The following is an 18,009-nucleotide window of genomic DNA, read 5'->3' as shown; positions in this document are numbered from 1 at the left end:
CCGCACGCGTTGTGCGATCGTTTTCGGGTGGCCGTAAGCACAGGGGGCAGCCCGCGGGATCCCGTGCCGATTCCCGGTGCCCGGAACCGCCGGGCGGAACTGCGCACCCTGTTCGCCTGGCCCCGGGTCATCAACCGCGCCCGGGCCGTCTTCCGCAGCGCGCTCACCACCTTCGTCGTGCTCACCTTCACCCTGTGGCTGATGCCCGGGGTCCGCAGCACGGACGTCGTCGACACCCTCGGCCTGGTGCTGCTGGTCGCCGCGGTCGGCGCCGTGCTGCGCCCGCTGCTGCTCGCCGGTGTTGTCGCGCTGGGCGGCTGGGGAGCCATGCTGCTCGGCGTCACCGCCCAGGTCATCGTGATGGCGGTGGCCCTGGAGCTGGACCCGTCCAGGCGGCTCAGCGGCTGGCCCACGGTGGGCGTCGCGGCGCTGCTGGCGGTGGTCTGCGCGGCGATCCTGGACTGGATGGCCGACAGCGGCACCGAGGACACGTTCGTCAAGGAGGCCCGCCGGCTCATGCGCGGCATCCGGCGGCGCCAGGCCCGGCAGAGCGGCGGCCGGCTGCTGACCCTGCGCCGGCCGCAGCAGGGAACCGAGCCCGGCCTGCTGATGGTGCAGCTCGACGGGGTGAGCGAGCCGGTGCTGCGCTGGGCCGTACGCGCCGGCAACCTGCCCACCATCGGGCGCTGGCTGCGCAGCGGCACGCACGCCATGCGGGGCTGGCACACCGGCCTGCCGTCGACCACGCCCGCCGCGCAGGCCGGCATCCTGCACGGCGCCTCCCGGCAGATCCCGGCCTTCCGCTGGTACGAGAAGGCGACCGGCCGGCTGATGGTGTCGAACCGCCCCCGCGACGCGGCGGTCATCGAACCGCGGCTCTCCGACGGCCGGGGGCTGCTGCGCGACGGCGGCGTCAGCGTCGGCAACGCGTTCTCCGGCGACGCCGCGATCAGCCTGCTCACCGTCAGCCACGCCGCGCTGCCCGGCCGCTCGGCGCGGGGCTGGGCCGCCTTCATGGCCAGCCCGTTCGGCTTCACCCGGGCGCTCGTGCTCGGCGTCGGCGAGGTCTTCACCGAGCTGCACCAGGCCCGGCTCCAGCGCCGCCGCAACCTGCAGCCCAGGGTGAGTCGCTCGGGCGCGTTCCTGGCGCTGCGACCGGCCTCGATGCTGCTGCGCGACGTCAACGTGTCGCTGATCGCCGAGCAGATGGCCCGCGGTGCCCCGGCCGTCTACTGCGACCTGGTCGACTACGACGAGGTGGCCCACCACGCCGGCCCGGCCCGCCCGGAGTCGATGCGGCAGCTGGAGAGCCTGGACCGGATGCTCGGCGTCATCGAGCGGCTCGAGCCCGAGGCGGCCCGCAAGTACCAGATCGTCGTGCTCTCCGACCACGGCCAGAGCCAGGGCGCCACCTTCCGCCAGCGGCACGGGGAAACGCTGGAGCAGGCGGTCGCACGCTTCTCCGCGTGCCCGGCCGACGCGCCCTCGACCCCGGCCGAGTCCGAGGCCACCGCGGAGCCCGGGTTCCCGCCGTCGCCGATCGCGCCGCTGCTGGTCGTCTCGTCCGGCAACCTGGCCCTGATCTACCTGACCCGGTTCCCGCGGCGGGTCGACCGGGCCGCCATCGACCGGGAATATCCGCAGCTCATCCCCGGGCTGGCCGGGCATCCGGGAGTCGGCCTGGTGATCGTGGACGACGGTGGGCCGGTGGCCATCGGGGCCGCGGGCAGTCACCGGCTCGTCGACGGCACGGTGGAGGGCGTCGACCCGCTGCTGCCGTACGGGCCGCACGCCCGGGCCGACCTGCTGCGGCACCAGATGGCCGAGCACATCGGCGACCTGGTGCTGATCAGCTCGGTCGACCCGGTCACCGACGAAGTGGCGGCCTTCGAGGAGCTCGTCGGCTCGCACGGCGGGCTGGGCGGCTGGCAGACCGAGGCGATGCTGGTGCACCCGGCCGAGTGGCAGATCACCCAGGGCGACCTGATCGGCCCCGACGCCGTGCACCGGCAGCTCGTCGAGTGGCTGGCGATGCTCGGACTGCGCACCCGGCCGGCGGCCCAGGACGAGCTCGTCACCGGCGAAAAGCTCCAGCTGGCCGACCTGGCCCCGCGTGGCGCGCAGCACGACGGCGCGGCGGCGCGACTTTCGCCCAGCCGCGACGGTTAAGCCTGTGTGCGTTTCTTCCAGTTCGTACGTAGTTCGCTGCGTACCACCTCCCGTCGTCTGCTGACCGTCGGCGCGGCTGCCGCCGTCGTCATCGCCTCCGGGGCGGCCCCGGTGCGAGCGGTCAGCGCCAGCCCCGGCAAGGCCCCGCTGTTCAACGGCTCCGTGTACGCGGTCGCGTACCGCGGCAGCACCGTCTACGTCGGTGGCTCCTTCACCAGCGTCGGCTGGGGCGGACGCACCTACGACCGGCAGCGGCTGGCGGCGTTCGACGCGTCCTCCGGCGCCCTGCTGAACTGGTCACCGGCCGCTGACGCCACTGTCCGGGCGTTGGCGGTCAGCGACACCTCGGTGTACGCCGGCGGCGACTTCCACCGGGTCTCCGGCTCGCGGCGCGACGCGCTGGCCCGGATCGACGCGACCTCCGGCGACGTGGGCACGTTCTCGCACTCGGTGGCCGGGGCGCCGTACGCCCTCGCGGCCGGCAACGGCCGGCTGTACGTGGGCGGCAGCTTCACCTCGATCGACGGCGTCACCCGGTCCAATCTGGCCGCGTTCTCGCTGACCGGCGGCGGCCTCGACCGCGGCTGGCGGTCCGGCGCCGACGATTCCGTCCACGCCCTGACGCTGGCCGGCTCGCGGCTCTACGCCGGCGGCGCCTTCCACAAGATCAACGGAGTGAGCGGGACACTGCGGATCGCCGCGCTCTCGACCACCAGCGGCGGCGTGTTCAGCGCCTTCCGGCCCAACGCGCCGGCCCAGGTCAACGCCCTGGCCACCGACGCCAACGGGGTCTACGCGGCCACCGGCGGCCAGGGCGGGAAGGTGCTCGCGTACTCGGCCGGCGGCACGGTCCGCTGGACCCGCACCTTCGACGGCGACACCGTGGCGGTCGCGACGCTGGGCGGCATCGTCTACGTGGGCGGCCACTTCGACCGGGCCTGCTTGACCAACCGCAACGGCAACCAGGGGGCGTGCAGCGACGGCGCGGTGAACCGCGTGAAACTCGCCGCGATCGACAGCCGGGGCGGCCTGACCCCGTGGGCCCCGCAGGCGAACGGGGTGATCGGCGTCCGCGCCCTGGCGGTGGACCGCCCGCAGAGCAGAATCGCCGCCGGCGGCGACTTCACGACCATCAACGGCCAGAACCGCAAACGCCTCACGTTCTTCTAGGAGGGGCGGTCGACGTTCTCACCGGCGGGATCGGTGAACGCGTCGCCTTCTGCTCGCTGGTGATCGACCCGCCTGCTTCGCCTGGCGCTACGACGATGACACCTGCGAAGGTCAGATCCCGGTTCGCGGCACGCATCTCGTCCGCGAACCGGGTAGAGCCGCAGATGCAGCCGATCTCAGGTCGGTCGGGCATGGCTCAAGGCCTAGTCTGTTTTGGCGCCCTCGACAATGACGGGCGCAATCCGGGGCTGGGGTAGGCGTGCTGGCGATCACGACGTTGGGGACGCTGGCCGTTGACGGGCGGCCGGTGCGGGGTGAGCGGCTTGCTGCGCTGCTGCGGGAGCTTATCGGCGCCCGGGGCCGGGTCGTCTCCACTGTGGCGCTGGCCGAGGCGGTCTGGCAAGGCGATCCTCCCGACGATGCGGCCGGAGCGTTGCAGGCCCTGATCTCCCGGGTGCGGCGGCTCGGGGTGCCCGTCGACGCGGTCGCCGGTGGTTACCGGGTGCCGGCGGACCGGGTGGAGGTCGACGCTGTCGCCGTACGGATGCTGATCGACAAGGCACGCGCCGCGACCGATCCGACGGTCGCGCGGGCCGCGGCCGACGAGGCCCGGGCGCGGTTTCCCGAGGTTCCCGAGCTGGCCTCGGCCGCGGACCTGCGGCTCTTCGCCGAGCTGGCCGCGCTGCGGGCCGAGGCCGCGCTGGCCGGCGCCGGCGCGTCCGACGAGGCGGATCTGCGCCGGTTGGCCACGCAGAACCCGCCCGACGAGGCGGATCTGCGCCGGTTGGCCACGCAGAACCCGCCCGACGAGGCGGATCTGCGCCGGCTGATCGCGCAGACCCCGCCCGACGAGCCGGCCGCCGCCCTGCTGATCAGGGTGCTTGCCGCACAGGGCCGGGACGCCGAGGCGCTGGAGGTGTTCGAGCAGCTCCGCGCCGAGCTGGCCGACCGGTACGGCGCGGACCCCTCCCCGGTGCTCGCCGAGACCCATCTCGCTCTGTTGCGTGGTGAATTGAAGCCGAGCGGGACGCCACGCCGACCGGTGGGCGTGCTGCCGCGGGGCTGGCGGCGTTCGGCGACCGCGCTGGTCGGGCGGGAGTCCGAGGTGCTGGCGGTGACCGCCGCGCTGGCCGAGGCGCCGCTGGTGACGATCGTCGCGACCGGCGGGGCGGGCAAGACCCGGCTGGCCGCCGAGATCGCGCGGCGCTCGGCCGGGCCGGTACGGGTGATCGAGCTGGCCGGTCTGCGCGCACCGGAGGAGGTGCTGCCGGCGGTGCTGGCCGTGCTCGGCGGGGCGGAGACGGCTGCCGCCGGTCCCGGGCGCACGCTGGAACGGCGGGTGCTGAGCCCGGAGGAACGATGGCGGGCGGTGGCCGCGGATCTGGACGGACTGCTCGTGCTCGACAACTGCGAGCACCTGCTGGACGCCGCCGCGGCCGTCGTCGCCGATCTGCTGGCGGCCGCCGGACCGGAGCTGGCGGTGCTGGCCACCAGCCGGGCCCCGCTGGCGCTGGCCGGCGAGGTCGTGCACCGGCTGCCGGTGCTGCCGGACCCCGAGGCGCTCCGGCTGCTGCAGACCCGGGCGCGGGCCGGTGGGGCCGTGCCGACCTGGGACGAGGACCGGGCCCTCGCGCTCTGCCATCGGCTGGACAATCTGCCGCTGGCTCTGGAGCTGGCCGCGGCCCGGCTGCGGCACATGCCGATCGACGACGTCCTGGCCGGGCTGTCCGACCGGTTCGCGCTGCTCGACGACGCTCTGCGCGGCCTGCCGGAACGGCACGCCAGCCTGTGGGCGATGGTCGACTGGAGCCGGGAGCTGCTCGGTCCCGAGGCCCGTGAGCTGCTGCAACGCCTCGCGGTCATCCCGGCCGCGTTCACCGCCGAGCTCGCCGCCGCGGTGGCCGGCCGGCCGGACGTCCAGCGAGCGCTGGCCGATCTCGTCGAGCAGTCACTGGTGAGGCTGGACGCGGAGAGCAGCAGCCCGCGCTACCGGATGCTCGAGACTGTCCGCGAGTACGGCGAGGCCCGGCTCGGCGCCGGCGCACCGGCAGCCTCGGCCGGGCTGACCCGGTGGGCCCGGGCCCAGGCGGTCGAAATGGCGTCGCGCTATCTGGGTCCCGGGCAGCTCGACGCCTTCGCCGAATGCGCCGCCGAGCAGGAGAATCTGGTGGCCGGCCTGCGCTTCGCCCTGGCCCACGACGACCAGCCGGCGGCCGTCGACATCGCCACCGCGCTCTTCCACGTGTGGACAGTCCGCGGGCTGCACGTCGAGGTCAGCACCTGGGCCGGCGACCTGCTGCACCTGGACGACCCCGCGGCCCGCCGCCACTCGGCGCTGGTGCACGGCCGGTCCCCCGGTCCGGCACTGCCCGACGCCGACCGGCTGGCCTGGCTCTGCCTGCTCATCGGGGTCAACGCCGGCATCACGGGTCCACCCCGGCTCATCGCGCTGGCCCGCCGGCTCCTCAAGCACCTCCTGGCCGAACGTCCCGGCGAGATCTCGGCGCGGCAGCGGGCGCTGGCATCGGCGCTCCCGGCCTTCGACTCCTACGACCCGGAACGCAGCCTGCTGGGGGCCGTCGAGCTGATCGACCATCCCGACCCGTACGTGCAGGGACTGGGATACTTCATCCGGGCGGCGATGCGGGAGAACGGCGGCATGGCCGAGGCCTCGGTCGAGGACGCCGAGCTGGCGTACCAGCGGTTCGAGCTGGCCGGTGACCACTGGGGGATGGCGATGGCGGCCCAGGCCGCCGGCCACTGGGTCAGCTCCCGCGGTGACGCGCGGGCCGCCGCCTGGCTGGCCCGCAGCGTGCGGCACATGGAGCTGGTGGGCGCGACGCAGGACGCCCGGGCCATCCGGGTGTTGCTGGACGTCCAGCAGGCGCTGGCCGGTGACCCGGACGCCGAGCACCGCCTGCGGGCGCTGGCGACCTCCGGGCAGGCCGACGACAACGACGCCGCGCAGGCCTACCTGGGCCTGGCGCACCTCGCCTGGCAGCGGCAACGCTACGACGAGGCACTCGCCTACGGCGACGCGGTCAGCCGTACCGTGGCCGCCTCTGCCGATCCGGCGCCGCAGCCGCGGGTCATCTGCCGGGTCGCGGTGGCGGTGCTGCGCCTGCGGGTGGCCGAGGCCCAGCCGGCGCCGGAGGCGGACGGGCACGCGGTGGCACTGTTGCGGCTCGCCCGGGACGAGGCCCTGACCAACCACGACAATCCGCTGCTCGGGACGTGGGCGCTGGGTGGCGCGGAGCTCGCGGCCTTCCGCGGCGCCGACGCGACCGCGCGCGACCTGTGGAGCCTGGGGATGCGGATCGGCGCCAACGTGGGCAGCCTGTTCCCGCCGGGGGAGGACGGTCGCCTGGACGCCGTCCTCGGCGGGGAGGACGACCGCCGGAAGCTGCTGGCCGCGGTCGCGCCGCGCACGGCGACGGCCATGAGCTCTCGGATCCGCGAGCTCATGGCCGCCCTGATCTAGACCTTCTTCCGGTACGCCCGCAGCGCCAGCGGCATGAACACCACCACGAAGCCGGCACACCAGGCGAGGGTCCACCACACGTGGTTGCCGACCGGCGCGCCGAGGAACAGTCCCCGCATCGCCCCGACCAGGTGGGTCAGCGGGTTCACGTCGACGAAGCCCTGCATCCAGCCCGGCAGCGTGCTGGTCCCGACGAACACGTTGGACGCGAAGCTCAGCGGCATGATCATTGCGAACATCAGGCCCTGGACCGCACCCGGGGTACGGACCTTCATCGACACGAACACCGGCAGCCAGCTCAGGCACAGCGCGAAGAGCACGGCCAGCGCGCAGCCCGCGACGGCGCTCAGCGGGTCGGTGGTGATCCGGAAGCCCATCACGTAGCCGATCGCCAGCGTGGAGACGGTGACGATCACGTACCGGATGATGTCGCCGAGGACCGCGCCCAGCAGCGGCGCCGAGCGGGGCACCGGGAGCGACCGGAAGCGGTCGAAGATGCCCTTGGCGATGTCGGTGTTGAGGTTGACGCCGATCGCGATGCAGCCGGTCGCGATCGTCTGGGCCAGGATGCCGGGCAGTAGGAACTGCAGGTAGTCGTGGGTGGAACCGGCGACCGCGCCGCCGAAGACGTACACGAAGATGATCAGGAACAGCACCGGCTGCAACGTCACGTCGATGAGCGCCTCGGGCGTCCGGGCCGTCTTGATCAGGCTGCGTTTGGCGAGCGCGAAGGAGTGTCGCGCGAGCCGGAACGGTCGTGGATGCGGCTGCACGGCCGCGGGCATGACCGGCCGGCTGGTCCGGGGTGCGGTGAGCGTCGTGGTCATGCCGCCACCTCTTCCTTGATCATCGTGGTCGTGGTGTCGTCGTCGGAGGCGGTGCGCCCGGTGAGGGTGAAGAAGACCTCGTCGAGGCTCGGCAGGTGCAGCGAGAGCTCGGTGACCGCGACGCCCGCGGCGGCGAGCCGGGCGACCGCTTCGGTCAGCGCGCTGTCGTCGGCGACCGGCACGGTCAGCACGCCGCGGATCTCGTCGGCCGGGGCGCCCGAGGACACCTCGGACAGGATCGCGGCGGTCAGGTCGAGCTGCCTGGCGTCGGACGGGCGTACCTCCAGGGTCTGGCCGCCGACCACCCGCTTGAGTCCCTCGGGGGTGTCGTGCGCGATGACCCGGCCGTGGTCGATCACCGTGATCGCGTCGGCCAGCGCGTCCGCCTCCTCCAGGTACTGCGTGGTGAGCAGCACCGTGGAACCCGCCGCCACCAGCGAGCGGACCACGTCCCACATGTCCTCGCGCTTGGCCGGGTCCAGCCCGGTGGTGGGCTCGTCCAGGAAGATCACATCGGGGGAGCCGACCAGGCTCGCGGCCAGGTCGAGGCGCCGCCGCATGCCACCGGAGTAGGTCTTGGCCTGGCGGCCGGCGGCGTCGGTCAGGTCGAACCAGTCGAGCAGCTCGGTGGCCCGCCGGCGGGCACCGGCCCGGCCCAGGTCGAGCAGCGTGCCGAAGAGCTCGAGGTTCTGCCGGCCGGTGAGGTCCTCGTCGACCGAGGCGTACTGGCCGGTCAGGCCGATCACCTGACGGACCCGCTCGGCGTCGCGGACGACGTCGAAGCCGCTGATCCGGGCGCGGCCGGCATCGGGCGTGAGCAGGGTGGAGAGGATGCGGACGGCGGTGGTCTTGCCCGCGCCGTTGGGCCCCAGGACGCCGAGCACGGTCCCCCGGGGCACGGCGAGGTCGACGCCCTGCAGGGCTTTCGTCGACCCGAAGTGCTTGACGAGGCCTTCGGCCTCGATCACGAGTTCAGCTGTCATGCCTCCCAGGGTGCGCGGGCCCGCTGACACGGCACCGACACGGCGCCTACATGAGGTCCCGCTTGTCGAGCTGGCGCTGGATGACGTTCCAGTACCGGCCGGGCGCGACCCGGGCCAGCACGTCGGCCAGCTTGGCCGCCCGGGTGATCACCAGGCGCGGCTTGCGGGCCTGGACGGCGGCCACGATCAGCTTGGCCGCCTCCTCGGCCGGCAGGGTCAGCGCCTTGCGGGTGAACTCGGCGGCCTGCGCGGCCTGCTTGCCGTCCACGTCCGGGCCGCTGAGCCGGGCGCTGGTGGCGATGTTGGTCTTGATGCCGCCGGGGTGCACCACCGTGACGCCGACCTTGCCGGCCAGCTCGTGCCGCAGCGCCTCGGAGAAGCCACGCACGCCGTACTTGCTGGTCACGTAGGCGACCTGGGTCGGGGGTGCGATGAGACCGAAGAGGCTGGAGATGTTGACCACGTGGGCGCCCGGGCGGCTGAGCAGCTGCGGCAGGAACGCCTTGGTCGTCCGGATGACGGCGTGCAGGTTGATCTCCATCAACCAGTCGAAGTCCTTCACGCTGACCTGCTCGAACGTGCCGTTCAAGGCCACCCCGGCGTTGTTGACCAGCAGGTCGGCGCCGCCGTGGCGCTCCGCGACCGCGGCGGCCAGGTCGAGGCGGTCGCCGCCGTCGGACAGGTCCACCACGTGGATGCTGACCTCCGGCGCGCCCAGCTCGCGGGCCAGCGCGGCGACCCGCTCCAGACCCTCGGCGTCCCGGTCGACCAGGACCAGCACGGCCCGGCGCCGGGCCAGGTCGAGGGCGAGCGCGGCACCGATGCCGCTGGCCGCGCCTGTGATGACACACGTGCGCCCGGCGAATGCGAAGCGTTCCACGGTCATTCTCCCGTCCTGGTCCGGGCGAACATCATGTCACCGTCGTCGATCCGGCTCAGTCGCATCCGCGGCATATCGAGCAGATAGTTGTTGAGCATCCGCCAGGCCCGGCGGTCGCTCTGCCGGGGCAGCACGGCGGCGGCGCGCCGGACGTAGCCGGAGGAGAGGTTCATCAGCGGCTCGCCGGTGTCGTGGGCTCCGGCGGGCAGCCGCGGGGTGGCGATGTCGATCCGGTGCCGGTCCAGGTAGTTGAGCAGCCGGCAGACGTACCGGGAGGTGAGGTCGGCCCGCAGCGTCCAGGAGGCGTTGGTGTAGCCGACGCACCAGGCCAGGTTCGGTACGCCGTCGAACATCATTCCCTTGTAGACGTGCAGCTCGTGGGAGGCGATCGGCCGGCCGTCGACACTCAGCGCGATCTCGCCGAACGCCACCATGGTGAGCCCGGTGGCGGTGACGATCACGTCGGCATCCAGGTGCTCGCCGCCGGTCAGCCGGATCCCGTCCGGGGTGAACGCGTCGATCGTCGCGGTCACCACCGAGGCCCGCCCGGCCCGCATCGCCGCGAACAGGTCGCCGTCCGGCACGACGCAGAGCCGCTGGTCCCACGGGTCGTAGCGGGGGACGAAATGCGGATCCACCGGTACGTCCGCCGGCAGCTGCTTGGCCACACCCGCCCGCAACGACTTCGCCACCCGGGCCGGCCAGCGCCGCGACGCCTGGAACAGCGCCCAGGTCAGCAGGATGTTGCGGGCGCGGACCACCTGCGGACCCACCAGCCGCGCGCCGCCCTCCTTGGCCGGCAGCGAGAGCAGATAGCTGGGGGAGCGCTGCACCATCGTCACGTGCGCGGCCTGCTCCGCCATCGCCGGCACCAGCGTCACCGCGGTCGCGCCGCTGCCGATGATCACCACCCGCTTGCCGGCATAGTCCAGATTCTCGGGCCAGTGCTGTGGGTGCACGATGGCGCCGGTGAAGCTCTCCCGGCCCGGGAAGTCAGCCTCGTAGCCGCTCTCGTAACGGTAGTAACCGGTGCAGACGTACAGGAAAGAACAGGTCCATTCCTCGCCGGAGCCGGTCCGGACCGTCCAGCGGGCATCGGGGGTCGACCAGGACGCGGCGACCACCCGGCGGCCGTAGTGGATGTGCTTGTCGATGCCGTACTCGGCGGCGGTGTCGCGCAGGTACTCCAGGATGGTGCCGCCGGCCGCGATGGCCTTCGGCTGCCGCCAGGGCCGGAACGGGTAGCCGAGGGTGAACATGTCGGAGTCCGACCGTACCCCCGGATAGCGGAACAGATCCCACGTCCCGCCGCTGGTCTCCCGGGCCTCCAGGATCGCGTAGCTGCGGCCCGGGCACTCGGTCTGCAGCCGGTAGGCCGCGCCGACGCCGGACAGCCCCGCGCCTATGACGAGGACCTCCCTGTGCTCACTCATCTGTCGATTATCGGGTTGCAGGACCTAGGGCCTGTCCTGCCGGTCATGACGGCCTGCGCCGGGCCCAGCTTCCGCCTCGCGGCGCGGTCCGAACGGCCGAATACAACCCCGGTATTCGACCGCCCGGCCCACTTGCGACGCGAAACCTGGACCTCGGCTCGGCGACGCCATGACCGGCAGGACAGGCCCTAGGCTGCGCTCTGTGACCGCGCCTCGATCAGTTGGACCTACCGTCAACCACCAGGCGGTGCTCAGCCCGCTGACCGATGCGGCGATCTTCCTCGTCGCGACCGTGCGCGAGGACGGCGTGCCCGCCGTCCGTGACCTGCTCGAAGACCTGAGCGCCCTGCAGCGGTCGGTCGGCTTCCGGGTGCCCGCGGCCCAGCTGTCCTGCGTCGCCGGGATCGGCTCGCAGCTGTGGGACCGGCTCTTCGCCGGGCCGCGGCCCGCGCAGTTGCACCCGTTCCGGCAGTGGAAAGGCGCCCGGCACACCGCGCCCGCCACCCCTGGTGACCTGCTGTTCCATCTGCGGGCCGGGCAGGTCGACGTCTGTTTCGAGCTGGCCGTCAAGATCGGCGAGCGGCTGCGCGGCGCCGCCGACATCGTCGACGAGACGCACGGCTTCAAGTACTTCGACGAGCGGGACCTGCTCGGCTTCGTGGACGGCACGGAGAATCCGGTCGGCCCGGCCGCGTCCGCCGCGGTGCTGGTCGGCGACGAGGATCCGGTGTTCGCCGGCGGCAGCTACGTCATGGTGCAGAAGTACGTGCACGACATGACGGCGTGGAACGAGCTGACGGTGGAGCAGCAGGAGGCGGTGATCGGGCGGACCAAGCTCGACAACATCGAGCTCGCCGACAAGCCGGCGAACTCGCATGTCGCGCTCAACACCGTCGAGGCTCCGGACGGCACCGAGCTGAAGATCCTGCGGGACAACATGCCGTTCGGATCGGTCGCGGCCGGTGAGTTCGGCACCTACTACATCGCGTACGCGGCCACCCCGGACGTGCCCGAGCTGATGCTGCGCCGGATGTTCCTCGGTGACCCGTACGGCAGCCACGACCGCATCCTGGACTTCTCGACGGCCCGTACCGGCTCGTTGTTCTTCGCCCCGACCGGCGACTTCCTCGACGACCTGCCGCCCGCCCCGGACCAGGGCTGACGCGTCAGCGGATCAGCCGGGCCGCTTTCGCGGTCTTGCGGGCGGCCGTGCGCCGCGCGGTCTGCGTGGCCTCGTCGGGCTTCTCCGGCGGATCCGCCGCCGCTGCCGACGGCCGCGACGAGCGGGCGGGCGCGGTGGTCCCGGCTGCCTTGCCGTCCGCGGTCTTGGCCACGGCCTGGTCCGACGGCACGGCCGGCGCGCGTTCGGGCGCCGGCTCGAGCTCCTTGCCGGCGGCCGGCTGAGACGTGGCCCGGTCCTTCTCCTTCTCGCGGCGGACCAGCTCGGCCAGCACTTCCTTGTCGTATTTCGCTTCGGCGAGGTCGGCCTTGGCCCGGGCCCGTTCGGCCTTGGCCACGGCCTTCTTGCGTTCCTTGGCCAACTCGGCGCGGCGTTTGCCCGCGGCCTTGAGGCTGCGCTTGAGCCGCTCGGCTTCCTCGGCGGCGCGGCGCAGCGCCTGTTGCTGTTGCTCGGTCAGGCTCGTGAGGGTCTCGAGCTGCCGGTCGATGTCGGTCACCGCGGCGTCGGCGGCGGCGGCCGCGGCACTCGCGGTGCCGGCCTTGTCGCGGCGACGGTCCAGCGGTCGGGCGGTCGTGGTCACATCCATCACTCCCATCCGGTCTCACCTTCGTTCTACCCGGACGGGTGTCCGGCAACCGTCAGGCCGGGGCGTCCTCGGCGGTGACCGGCTCGGCGGCCTCGCGGGCGCGGCGCCGGCGGACGTGCCGCATGTGCAGCCAGATGTACGTGCCGACGGCGATCACCCCGACCCCGATCGCCCAGTACATGTATTTGTGCAGATGGTCGATGATCTCCACCAGATGGGTGCCCAGCAGGTACGAGATCGTGCACCACCAGCCCACCCAGAGCGCGGCGCCGATCGCGTTGTAGATCAGGAACGTGCGCCAGGGCATCGCCGTGATGCCCGCGATGACGCCGTTGAGCTGGCGCAGGCCGTCGATGAAGCGGGCCACCACCACGATCCGGTTGCCCCGGCGGGCGAAGAACTTCTCGGCCCGTTCCAGCCGGGCCGGGGTGATGAAGATGTACTTGCCGAAGCGGTGCACGGCCTTCCGCCCGCCGCGGACCCCGATCCAGTAGCCGACGTTGTCGCCGAGCACGGCGGCGATGAAGGAGATGGCGGCGACGGCGAAGATGTCCAGCCGGCCCCAGCTCGAGTAGATCGCCGCGGCAACCATGATCGTCTGCCCCGGCGCGGGAACCCCGAAGCTCTCGACACCGATCACGCCCGCCACGGCCAGATAGCCCCACCGGTCGAGAATGGGAGCCACGCTGTGCAGGAAACTGGGCAGATCGTCGGCGGGGGGCATGGGTTGAGCGGTCTCCCGTCGTCGGTGTCGGGGTTTGCGGCCCCGGCCCCAACCGTATCCACCCGGGCGGATCACAAACCTGCGGGTGCCCGGACGGTCCCTCGCCCGGGCACTCCCGTCCGGTTCCCGACAAGTTCCGCGCTGGGTCGTCTCCGGGTCCACTTCCCCAGGCCGGGCAGGGTGCGGTCATTGCCGCGCCCCGGGTGAGGGCGGACGCACGGCAACCATGCCCTGGTGGTCGTTTTCCCGGTGACCGTCAGTTGGTGTACGCGGACCGACTTGTCATCCGTGCGCGCGGCGTGGGGAGGCCGTTCCACGACGTCGGCTGGCCTGTGGACAACTTGTGGACGGCGTGCTGCCGGTCGCCGGCCTGTGGACAACTTGAGGACAGCGCCACGGAAGCGCCATGGGCCGGGGCGTCGGGGTCAGGCGGTCGGTTGGTCCTTGGTCAGGTGGGCCAGCCAGCTTGTGCCGTCAGTGTGGATCAGTGCGTAACGCCGGGCCGGACCGCGGCCGTGCAGGATGAACAGCAGCCGGCGGTCGTTGCTGTCCTCCTGCTGCCACCAGCCGATGTCCGCGATGAACTTGTGCTCGTCGGTGTAGGTGAGGTGATCCAGGGCATGATCCGGCACGGCGATGGCCAGCCGGTTACGCGCCGGATCGGTGGGCAGCCCGCGCGGCAGCGCCCAGGAACGCAACACCCCATCCTGCTCCAGGCGCAGGTCGAAATGGGGTCGCGGCTTGCGGTGGTCGTGCAGGACGAAGGCCGGTTCGGTCACGGCCGGGGGGTTGTTCATCTCCTCCGATTGAACTCCACTGCGCCGAGATCCGTTCCCCTCTTCGGGATGTCCCGGAGGAGGGCCAAGTCTTGTCTGGTTCGGTACGCGAAGCGCTCGCTTCCCGTTTTGGTCGCACGGCACGGGAGCCCGAGGCCGCGGCACCCGCGGAACCCGAAGTGACCCCGGCACCCGAGGTGACCGCGGAACCCGTGGAGACCGTGGCATCCAAGGATCCCGAGGCGGCCGCGGAACCCGAGGTCACTGCGGAACCCGAGGCCGCTGCTGAGGCCGAGGCCGACGGCGAGAAGCCGGCCGCCAAGCAACGTGGCCGGGTGCGCACGATCGCCGGTCATGTCCTCACCGTGTCGGCCATCGTCCTGATCTTCGGCGCGCTGATCATGCCGAACATCGTCAGCCGGTTCGAGCGACCCGGCACCTACCTGCGCCTGCCCATCGAGGGCTTCGTCGCCGTCGGCCTGGTCATCCTGCTGCCCGGCCGGTGGAAGCGGATCGCCGCCGGCGTTCTGGGCGCGGGCCTGGCCGTGCTCACCATCCAGAAGATCACCGACATGGGTTTCTACGAGACCCTGTCCCGGCCCTTCGACCCGGTGCTCGACTGGGTGCTCCTCGACGATGCCCAGGCGTTCCTCGAGGACTCGGTCGGCAAGGCCGGCGCGACCGGCGCGCTGATCGGCGTGATCGTGCTGATCATCGCGATCGTCGCCCTGATGAGCCTAGCCGCGATGCGCGTCACCCGGGTCGCCGCCCGGCACCGCCGGGCCACCACCGGCACCGCCCTGACCGGTACGGCCGTCTGGGTGGTCCTGCTCGTGCTCGGCGTGCAGACCTTCGACAACATGCCGATCGCCGCCCGCAGCTCGGCGATGTACGTCTGGGACCGCGCCCACATGGTCAAGGGCGGCCTGCGCAGCGAGAAGGAGTTCGAGCGGCTCGCCGCCACCGATGCGTTCGCCGGCAAGACCGGTGACCAGCTCCTCACCGGCCTGCGCGGCAAGGACGTCATGGTCTTCTTCGTGGAGAGCTACGGCCGCTCGGCCATCGAGGACCCGGTGCTCAACCCGGGCACGACGGAGCTGCTGGCCGAGAGCACCGAGACCTTGAAGAAGGCCGGCTACGTCAGCAAGAGCGGCTGGCTCGGCTCGCCCACGGCCGGCGGCGGCAGCTGGCTGGCCCACTCCACGCTGCTGTCCGGGCTGTGGATCGACAAGCAGAACCGCTACCGCAACCTCACGTCGAGCAACCGGCTCACCCTGACCAGCGCTTTCAAGAAGGCCGGCTTCGACACCATGAGCGTCATGCCGGGCGCCACCCGGGCCTGGCCCGAGGGCAACTTCTATGGCTACAACAAGGTCTACGACTCCCGCAACACCGGCTACCAGGGACCGGCCTTCAGCTGGGCGCCGCAGCCCGACCAGTACACCCTGTCGTGGTTCGAGAAGAACGTGCACGGCCCGGCCCACGACCCGTTGTTCGTCGAGATGCCGCTGGTCTCCAGCCACACGCCGTGGGCGCCGCTGCCGCAGTTCATCGACTGGGACGACGTCGGTGACGGCTCGGTCTACAAGCAGATCCAACAGGACGGCAAGAAGGTCAAGCAGGTCTGGCGGGACCCGGTGAAGCTGCGGCGCGAGTACGCCCGCTCGATCCAGTACACCCTCACCACCCTGGTCTCCTGGCTCGAGCTCTACGGCGACAAGAACACCGTGATGGTCTTCCTGGGCGACCACCAGCCGTCCGCCATGGTCGTCGGCGACGGCGCCAGCCGGGACGTGCCGATCACGATCCTGGCCAAGGACCGCGCCGTCATGGCCAAGACATCAAGCTGGGGCTGGACCGACGGGATCAAGCCGGACCCCGGGGCTCCGATCTGGCGGATGGACGAATTCCGGGACCGGTTCCTGACCACCTTCGGCCCCTCCGGTGACGTCAACCGGGTGCTCGCCCCGCCGAAACGCTGAACCGGTTTTGGGGCGTGATTGGAAATCGAGGGCTCTGGGTATCTGGGGGTCGGCGGAAACGCCGCCGATGAACGGAGTCCCCCATGTTGATCCTCGGTCTCATCCTGCTCCTGCTGGGCATCTTCCTGAACGTCTCGATCCTCTACACGATCGGTGCTGTTCTGCTGGTCGTGGGCGCCGTTCTGTGGATCCTGGGCGCTGTCGGCCGGCCGGTCGGCGGTCGCAAAGTCTGGTTCTGATCGCCTGAATCGTTGAGAAGCGCCCGCCGGGAGGCGGGCGCTTTTTCATGCCTCCAGCACGGCCCAGCCGTTGGCCGGCAGGACCACCGCGGCGTCGGCCGAGCCGGCCCGCCGCAATTCCGCGGTGCCATTCAAAACCGATTTCCCGTACGGCACGGGCAGCTCGGCAGAAGCAGCACCGACACTCAGGGCCACGATGACTTTCCGGCTCCCGTCGGTGGCCTCATAGGCGAACTGCTCGTTGGTCAGGTGCACCGTCGTGGTCCGGGCGTGATGCAGCCAGGGGTGCCGGCGGCGCAACCCGATCAGCTCCTGGTGCAGGTGATAGAGGGTCCAGCCGTACGGCGCCAGATCGGCGGGCTTGGCGGGGAAGGCCGGCCGGACCGCGTCGTCGCCGTGCTCGCGGTCCTCCTTGACGCCCCGGAAGCCCTGCTCGTCCCCGGCGTAGATCGACGGCGTGCCGCCCACGGTGCACAGCAGGGCCAGGGCGAGCGGCACGTGCCGCTCGTCGGTGAGCTTGCTGGCCAGCCGGGTCACGTCGTGGTTGCCGACGAACGTCTGCGGCACGAAGCTGTCCAGGAACGTGTTGTGCCGTTCCAGGGCCCAGCTGAGCTCGAAGAAGTTGGCCGCGTTGAGCGCGCTCCAGGTCGCTTTCCACAGCTCGTACTGGGTCACCGAGTCCATCGTGGACTGCTCGACGAACTCCGCGTAGTCACCGTGGATGACCTCGCCGACCACGTACGCGCCGGGGAACTCGGCGCGCACCCGGGGCAGCACCGTGGCCCAGAACTCGGCCGGCACCCCGTACGCCACGTCGAGCCGCCAGCCGTCGGCACCACGCCGCAGCCAGTGGGTCATGACGTCGGTCACGTAGTCGGCGACGGCCGGTTCGGCATGGTTGAGGGCGACGAGCGCGTCGTGGCCCTCGAAATTGTCGTAGCCCGGCTCGCCGCCGCCCTCCGGCCAGGTGAGCCGGAACCACGAGGCGGTCGCTGCCTCCCGGCCCTGCGTGAGCACGGCCTGGAAGGCGGCATGCCCGCGCCCGACGTGGTTGAACACGCCGTCGAGCAGCACCCGCAGCCCGCGGTCGTGCGCGGCGGTGATCAGCGCGTCGAAGTCGGCGTCGGCCCCGAGGCGCGGGTCGATGCGGAAGTGGTCGAGGGTGTCGTAGCCGTGGGTCTCGGAGGCGAAGATCGGCCCGAGCAGCAGGCCGGAGGCGCCCAGCTCGACGGCGTAGTCCAGCCAGGCGGTGAGCCGTTCCAGCCGGCCGTTCTCGCGGCCCTCGGGATAGGCACCGACGAAGCCCAGCGGGTAGACCTGCCACCACACCGCGTGTTCAACCCAGTCCGGCTCACTCACGACGTCACTCCCTCGGGTCGAGGATACGCAGAAACGCCGGCCCGAACCGGGCCGGCGTTCAGTCTGCGGTTGCTCAGATGGTCTCGCTGGCGAGCTGCGTGCGCAGCTTCGTCAGGGCCTTGGTGAGCAGGCGGCTGACGTGCATCTGGGAGATGCCCACCTGGTCGGCGATCTGCGACTGGGTCAGGTTGCCGTAGAAGCGCAGGGTGAGGATCTTCTG

15 protein-coding genes are annotated in these 18,009 nt (G+C 71.8%); 6 read left to right on the top strand and 9 right to left on the bottom strand.

Annotated elements, in window-relative coordinates; genetic code table 11:
• The first annotated feature begins 27 nt into the window (after window positions 1-27).
• From ACZ6S4_RS18425 to ACZ6S4_RS18415, 3 genes are all read left to right on the top strand, one after another.
• Window positions 28-2,169 (top strand): alkaline phosphatase family protein, encoded by a 2,142-nt coding sequence (locus tag ACZ6S4_RS18425; RefSeq protein ID WP_465476110.1) that lies wholly within the window; start codon window positions 28-30, stop codon window positions 2,167-2,169.
• Window positions 2,170-2,175: 6 nt separating this feature from the next.
• Complete coding sequence (locus ACZ6S4_RS18420) at window positions 2,176-3,339, top strand: NHL repeat-containing protein (protein WP_465476109.1); 1,164 nt, start codon at window positions 2,176-2,178, stop codon at window positions 3,337-3,339.
• Between the two features lie 259 nt (window positions 3,340-3,598).
• Window positions 3,599-6,820, top strand: a complete 3,222-nt coding sequence (locus ACZ6S4_RS18415; protein ID WP_465476108.1) for a winged helix-turn-helix domain-containing protein — start codon at window positions 3,599-3,601, stop codon at window positions 6,818-6,820.
• On the opposite strand, the gene ACZ6S4_RS18410 is transcribed toward ACZ6S4_RS18415, so the two are convergent.
• From ACZ6S4_RS18410 to ACZ6S4_RS18395, 4 genes are read right to left on the bottom strand one after another with little or no spacing between them, the layout of a single operon-like run.
• Window positions 6,817-7,647 carry an ABC transporter permease gene (locus ACZ6S4_RS18410; RefSeq protein WP_465476107.1) on the bottom strand — a complete coding sequence of 277 codons (831 nt, stop codon included), beginning with the start codon at window positions 7,645-7,647 and terminating at the stop codon, window positions 6,817-6,819. The genes ACZ6S4_RS18415 and ACZ6S4_RS18410 overlap by 4 nt on opposite strands.
• Complete coding sequence (locus ACZ6S4_RS18405) at window positions 7,644-8,630, bottom strand: ATP-binding cassette domain-containing protein (RefSeq protein WP_465476106.1); 987 nt, start codon at window positions 8,628-8,630, stop codon at window positions 7,644-7,646. The genes ACZ6S4_RS18410 and ACZ6S4_RS18405 overlap by 4 nt, the downstream gene beginning before the upstream one ends.
• A 46-nt stretch (window positions 8,631-8,676) precedes the next feature.
• Complete coding sequence (locus tag ACZ6S4_RS18400; RefSeq protein ID WP_465476105.1) at window positions 8,677-9,516, bottom strand: SDR family NAD(P)-dependent oxidoreductase; 840 nt, start codon at window positions 9,514-9,516, stop codon at window positions 8,677-8,679.
• On the bottom strand, window positions 9,513-10,943 hold the full coding sequence (locus ACZ6S4_RS18395; RefSeq protein ID WP_465476104.1) for a flavin-containing monooxygenase: 1,431 nt from the start codon (window positions 10,941-10,943) through the stop codon (window positions 9,513-9,515). The genes ACZ6S4_RS18400 and ACZ6S4_RS18395 overlap by 4 nt, the downstream gene beginning before the upstream one ends.
• 202 nt (window positions 10,944-11,145) lie before the next feature.
• Between ACZ6S4_RS18395 and ACZ6S4_RS18390 the strand changes: the two genes are divergently transcribed.
• Window positions 11,146-12,105, top strand: coding sequence for a Dyp-type peroxidase (locus ACZ6S4_RS18390; protein WP_465476103.1), 960 nt, complete (start codon window positions 11,146-11,148; stop codon window positions 12,103-12,105).
• 4 nt (window positions 12,106-12,109) lie between these two features.
• Here the strand turns inward: ACZ6S4_RS18390 and ACZ6S4_RS18385 are convergent, their stop codons facing one another.
• From ACZ6S4_RS18385 to ACZ6S4_RS18375, 3 genes are all read right to left on the bottom strand, one after another.
• The gene (locus ACZ6S4_RS18385) at window positions 12,110-12,718 is read right to left on the bottom strand and encodes a hypothetical protein (protein ID WP_465476102.1); all 609 of its coding nucleotides are present in this window, start codon (window positions 12,716-12,718) and stop codon (window positions 12,110-12,112) included.
• Between the two features lie 43 nt (window positions 12,719-12,761).
• Window positions 12,762-13,433 carry a DedA family protein gene (locus ACZ6S4_RS18380; protein ID WP_465476101.1) on the bottom strand — a complete coding sequence of 224 codons (672 nt, stop codon included), beginning with the start codon at window positions 13,431-13,433 and terminating at the stop codon, window positions 12,762-12,764.
• Between the two features lie 425 nt (window positions 13,434-13,858).
• Window positions 13,859-14,230, bottom strand: coding sequence for a DNA polymerase ligase N-terminal domain-containing protein (locus ACZ6S4_RS18375; protein WP_465476100.1), 372 nt, complete (start codon window positions 14,228-14,230; stop codon window positions 13,859-13,861).
• A 158-nt stretch (window positions 14,231-14,388) separates the two neighbouring features.
• On the opposite strand from ACZ6S4_RS18375, the gene ACZ6S4_RS18370 reads away from it, so the two are divergent.
• Both ACZ6S4_RS18370 and ACZ6S4_RS18365 read left to right on the top strand, forming a co-directional pair.
• Window positions 14,389-16,191, top strand: a complete 1,803-nt coding sequence (locus tag ACZ6S4_RS18370) for a sulfatase-like hydrolase/transferase (RefSeq protein WP_465476099.1) — start codon at window positions 14,389-14,391, stop codon at window positions 16,189-16,191.
• Between the two features lie 83 nt (window positions 16,192-16,274).
• Entirely contained in the window at window positions 16,275-16,430 is a 156-nt protein-coding gene (locus ACZ6S4_RS18365; protein ID WP_203777291.1) for a hypothetical protein, read from the top strand.
• Window positions 16,431-16,475: 45 nt separating this feature from the next.
• Here ACZ6S4_RS18365 and ACZ6S4_RS18360 read toward each other — a convergent pair whose 3' ends face one another.
• The gene (locus tag ACZ6S4_RS18360) at window positions 16,476-17,789 is read right to left on the bottom strand and encodes an alpha-amylase family protein (RefSeq protein WP_465476098.1); all 1,314 of its coding nucleotides are present in this window, start codon (window positions 17,787-17,789) and stop codon (window positions 16,476-16,478) included.
• A gap of 73 nt (window positions 17,790-17,862) precedes the next feature.
• Window positions 17,863-18,009: sigma-70 family RNA polymerase sigma factor (locus ACZ6S4_RS18355; RefSeq protein ID WP_451909250.1), on the bottom strand; the 147-nt coding region annotated here is incomplete at its 5' end.

Source organism: Actinoplanes sp. NPDC051405 (assembly GCF_055586185.1).
The sequence above is the reverse complement of the archived record's forward strand: the minus strand, read 5'-3'. Positions and strand labels throughout refer to the sequence as shown.